1 protein-coding gene is annotated in these 232 nt (G+C 44.4%); it reads right to left on the bottom strand.

The genetic code is table 11. The features are described 5' to 3' along the window. The coding region (locus tag ACM615_RS24475; protein ID WP_431012722.1) for a hypothetical protein at positions 1-232 on the bottom strand (232 nt) is incomplete at both ends.

The raw sequence follows: 232 nt of genomic DNA on the forward strand, positions 1-232 counted from the left end.
CTTCTCCAACATAAACATCCATTCGCTCAACCATCGCAGCAAAAGCCGCATGCGGAGTTGGATGTGATTGGTATGCAAGGATATTGAGATCAGGACCATATTCAGTTCCTTTACCTGCTGGATGCGGCTTCTCATCACCGAATTTGGCTCTGTACTTTTGAATAATTTCATCCTCTGGCGCGGCTAGTTCTGTATGTGGCATCACTATAGGCATGAATAAGAAGAAAGGATT

It is taken from the genome of Rahnella sp. PAMC25617, from assembly GCF_050606005.1.
In the GTDB taxonomy this organism is placed as follows: domain Bacteria; phylum Pseudomonadota; class Gammaproteobacteria; order Enterobacterales; family Enterobacteriaceae; genus Rahnella; species Rahnella variigena.